General features: G+C 50.4%; 4 protein-coding genes and 1 pseudogene. All 5 read right to left on the bottom strand.

Annotation, left to right across the window (positions count from 1 at the left end; genetic code table 11):
* On the bottom strand, nucleotides 1-490 hold a 490-nt coding region (locus ACK59H_RS22735; RefSeq protein ID WP_409264965.1), incomplete at its 3' end, for a hypothetical protein.
* A gap of 299 nt (nucleotides 491-789) precedes the next feature.
* Nucleotides 790-1,338 (bottom strand): hypothetical protein, encoded by a 549-nt coding sequence (locus ACK59H_RS22730; protein WP_409264963.1) that lies wholly within the window; start codon nucleotides 1,336-1,338, stop codon nucleotides 790-792.
* Nucleotides 1,339-1,355: 17 nt separating this feature from the next.
* Nucleotides 1,356-1,670, bottom strand: coding sequence for a hypothetical protein (locus ACK59H_RS22725; RefSeq protein WP_155500324.1), 315 nt, complete (start codon nucleotides 1,668-1,670; stop codon nucleotides 1,356-1,358).
* 77 nt (nucleotides 1,671-1,747) lie between these two features.
* A pseudogene (locus ACK59H_RS22720) lies at nucleotides 1,748-3,426 on the bottom strand (RHS repeat-associated core domain-containing protein); the annotation flags it as partial.
* A 260-nt stretch (nucleotides 3,427-3,686) separates the two neighbouring features.
* Nucleotides 3,687-4,090: hypothetical protein (locus ACK59H_RS22715; RefSeq protein ID WP_409264962.1), on the bottom strand; the 404-nt coding region annotated here is incomplete at its 5' end.

The following is a 4,090-nucleotide window of genomic DNA, read 5'->3' as shown; positions in this document are numbered from 1 at the left end:
CAGAAAGATCAAATATATTAAACTCTCCATAAACGATATCTATCATCTTAGACAGCGCAAGTATGAAATCAGCTAACGAACCAGCGATCTGATATGGCGCTACAACATCGTAGCTTGCGTACACCGGAGTTTGATCGGCATCCGTAACCGCAATGATAGGTTTACCTCCACCATTATCATCCATAATGACCAAGCCATGAGTTGGCCACTCATCCTTCAGTTCAGTATCACTTGCGACATTGATCCAGCGATAACCAAGCTGCCCCTTTTTCAACGTCGCAATATCAAACAACTTGAGAGGTGTGAGCCCTGTTTCAATTTTCACTCCAACAGGTTCGTATTCACTGAAGAGAAAATCAACCTCGGCGGACCTAGGCAATTCTGTAGGCCAGCAGACCTTCATATCTTTAGACGCCTCAAATCGGCCAGCGATTTGATATTTATCATGCACCAACTGCAATGCCTTCAGCGCTTCTTCAATTTCACTCATGTCATCCTCTAATAATTATCCGTAAGAACTTTTCCCTGCGCTTTTTACACGATCAATTAAGCGACCCTTGCCAGCATTCTTGTAATTTCCTCTACGCCCTTGATCGGCATTGAGGTGCTCATCAATACCGCTTGGGTGGTTTGCCCTGGGTACGGTAGACCTCGCGGTGCAGGTCATCGTGCTCCATATCTCTGATGACCAGGCCATCCAGGTTCAGCTGGTGCAGGTGACCGCTGCCGTAGTACAGGCAGTTGACCTTGCGCTCATAAAGCTACAGATCCGGTCGCGTGACTATGACATCAACGAGCGACCAATTCAAAATCTAGATTACTCACAGATACGTCACTTCCAACCCTTGGCAAAGTTTGAACAGAAGTAAAATCTAGCCCATACCCAAAATCCGAACCGTATCCTCCGAGATTTTTATAGCCTTTAACAGACAAACTATAAACCCCCGGATGGATATCTATGTAATCATTATTAGGGAGACGCGAGTTATATTCAGACTTGTAATTCAAGAAAAAGCATTCATCCCAATTAAGCAGGGCATTGAGATCTGAAACAATCATGATGCCAGAAGCTATTCTCAGGGGCAGACCTGAATGCACGAAAGCCGGCTCCGGTAAACCGCCTGCCAACTCACCTCCACTCTCTACAAACACCGCATACTCATTTTCAGAAATCTGATAGATCGGGCAAACCACTCCCTGCTCAATCGCTTGACGCCCTAAATTCTCGTCCTGCAAGAACGCATTGAAAATATTACTATCTGCCACGCTCCAATCTTTTAAGAATTTCGCGAGCATCACCGGATCGAACAATACAATTCCAGGGGAATACAATTCCACCAATGCACTTCGCCTCATCAACCGCACCCTCCTGCTGAATTATTGCCACCACTTTTACCAAGCGACTTAGTTAAAGCTTCTCCGATAGTCACATCTTTCGCAAGCACTTGTTCAGTACGAGGAATTGTAAGAGTACCCTGCTGAGGAAACCCTTCGTAAGCTTTGTTCAGCTTCTTAACCAAAACATCAGATGTTCCGTTGAATTTCTTATTAAATGGCACGCCTTCCTTTTTAATCGCATCATGGAACTGCTGGTGAAGCTTATCAGAACCATCAACCTCATTAGTGAACCATGAAGGTGAGTCGAGTTTGGTTGAGTTCAGGGAACCCATGCATGTTTGCATGAGCTCGGGGAAACGGATGATGCCCCATGCCATCGTGGTTTTAAACGCTCCCAAAATGGCATCCAGCCCCAAGGGTCGATCCATGACATCGGGTTGGGTACGTAGTGATAAAGATTTAAACCGCCAGTTAAACCAATGGGATCTTGTGTGATGAACCGCCCTACATTTGCGTCATAAAAACGGAAAGTATTGTAATGCAACGCAGTTTCGACATCCAAGTACTGGCCTTGGAAGCGTAGATTCTGCTCGACTTCACTCACAGCTAGCTGCTCTACGTTACCCCACGAGCGATACGTAGCCTGCCAAACAATCTTGCCATCTCTGTCCGTCAGCTCCAACGGCGTACCAATCTGATAGGTATGGAAGTAGTAAAGCTTCTGTTCTTCCCCTTCTGCCTGGTCAACTCGCGCCAACGGCGCATAGCTACCCGGTTCGCACAGATACAAGATGCTCTGCCCAGGCGTCTGCTCGCTCAGCATCCTCAGCCCTTGCCAGAGCAAGCGTTTCTGCTCGATTTCACCGTTGATCTCAGCCTGCTTGGCCACCTGCCGCCCCAGGCTGTCATGACGGTACTGCCCGGTGCTTTCCATCCTGCCACCGACATACGTTTCAGCTTTAACCAGCCGGTTCTCACAATCATAGGCGAAGTGCTGCAGCTTGCTGTGCCCTGACCGCTTCTCGATCAGGTTGCCCCACGGATCATAGCGGTATTCCTGATCCCGCTACTGCTTGATTCGGTTGTCCTTGACCTTGTCGAACTGCCGCGCATTGAAGTCCAGCCGGGTTGCGGCAGCGTGGTAGCGGAATTCTTCACTGCCCACTAGCGAGCCGGTGTCGCGGCTGCGCAGCTCGCCGTTGGCTTCGTACTCGTATTTGATCTCGCCCCGCAGCTTGTCGAGCGTGCGCACCAATTCACCCGCGGGGTCGTACTGGTAGCGCCGATGAATCGGGTTGTAAGCATGCTGAAGCAGCGAGGTATTGATGCCGGTGTCGTGCACCTGCGACAGCTTGTCGGCGGGCAAGGTCGAAGCAAACTGCCAGGCCTTGGGTCCCATGGCGTCGTAACCGAAACAACTGGTGAGTTTGCCCTGGGTGCGGTAGACCTCACGGTGCAGGTCATCGCGCTCCATGTCGCTGATCACTTGGCCGTCCAGATTCAGCTGGTGAAGGTGGCCGCTGCCGTAGTACAGGTGGTTGACCTTGCGCCCATCCGGCAGGGTCAGGGTGGTCAGGTTGCTGAGCGGATCGTACTCGTAGCCCGCGCGCCTTCGGGCGTAATTTCTCCCGTCAGCCGGCCCAGCACATCGTAGGTGTACTCCAGCTTTTCCTCGGTCACCCCGAGTTGCTTGCCGAGCCCGCTCGGGTGTCGCTCGATACTCAACAGCCGGTCGCCGTCGTCGTAGGTGAACTGCTGCTGTGAATCGTGGTTCGTCTTGGTGACCAACCGGCCAATGCTATCGCGTTCGAACAGCGTATGCCGCTCGGGGCGCTCGGCATTTTCGCCGTAGCCAATCTCTTCCAGCCGAGTCAGATGGCCGCCAACGTTGTGGCTAAAGCGCCGGGTCAGGTTGCCCACCCGGACTTCTTCACTCAGCCGGTCCGAGGCGTCGTAGGCAAAGCTGTGGGTCGCATTGTTCTCGTTGACCAGCGCGGTTAGGCGGATGGCCTTGTCGTACTCGTAACGTACCCGCTGGCCCTTGGCATCCTCGCAGCTGCTGGGCAGGCCGCGTGCGGTGCGCATCAGGCAGATGGTCTGGCCTTTGCCGTCGGTAGGATTAACGGAACGGCGCAGAACTGCTCTTGTTGTCGGCATACACGCAACTCTTAATCAAATTATGCCCTAACACAAAATTTCTCCCCCTAAGCATCTTCCACACCAACATATAGAAAAGCCTATTAACTCAAAAATTTTTAAAGATAAATTCCCCTGCAAGCCCTCGCAGCCAGTCCTACCCATAAAATATAGAGGCAACAAGATAAGGCAAGCCTAGAATAAGCTAACAACTACTGAGTAAATTGCAAGCCACGAACCAAGTTACTCTCAAAAATAGCTTTTACACGAGTTTTCACTACAATAGTAGCGCTTTCCTCCTCAGCTCTGACAATATCACTGGAAAGCTCAATCCTTTCATCTAGAGCGATCTTGCTGAACCACCTTGGCCCATCAGGAATATAACTAAGCAAAGGCTCACTAATTGATTTATGCAAATCAAAAGCGGGTGAACGATCGGTCACATTAAAAACTTTATAACCGGCATGAGACACCTCACCCACTACTAGTTCTGCATCCACGAACTGCACACCACTAATTCCTTCAAGGCACATCAATTGATGAAGTCGTGGCGAGATCAGGTTAGGCCCATCACTGAAAAAGAAATCGTAGGACAGTAACTTTGAAGTAGAAACCT

The sequence above is a fragment of the Pseudomonas sp. KCJK9000 genome, assembly GCF_046230725.1.
GTDB classification, from domain to species: Bacteria; Pseudomonadota; Gammaproteobacteria; order Pseudomonadales; family Pseudomonadaceae; genus Aquipseudomonas; species Aquipseudomonas promysalinigenes.
This window is presented reverse-complemented; position numbering and strand designations above follow the sequence as displayed.

Excerpts from the sequence above, each read along its gene's own strand:
- ACK59H_RS22725 (WP_155500324.1), bottom strand. The coding sequence starts at position 1,670 with ATGGGTTCCCTGAACTCAACCAAACTCGACTCACCTTCATGGTTCACT.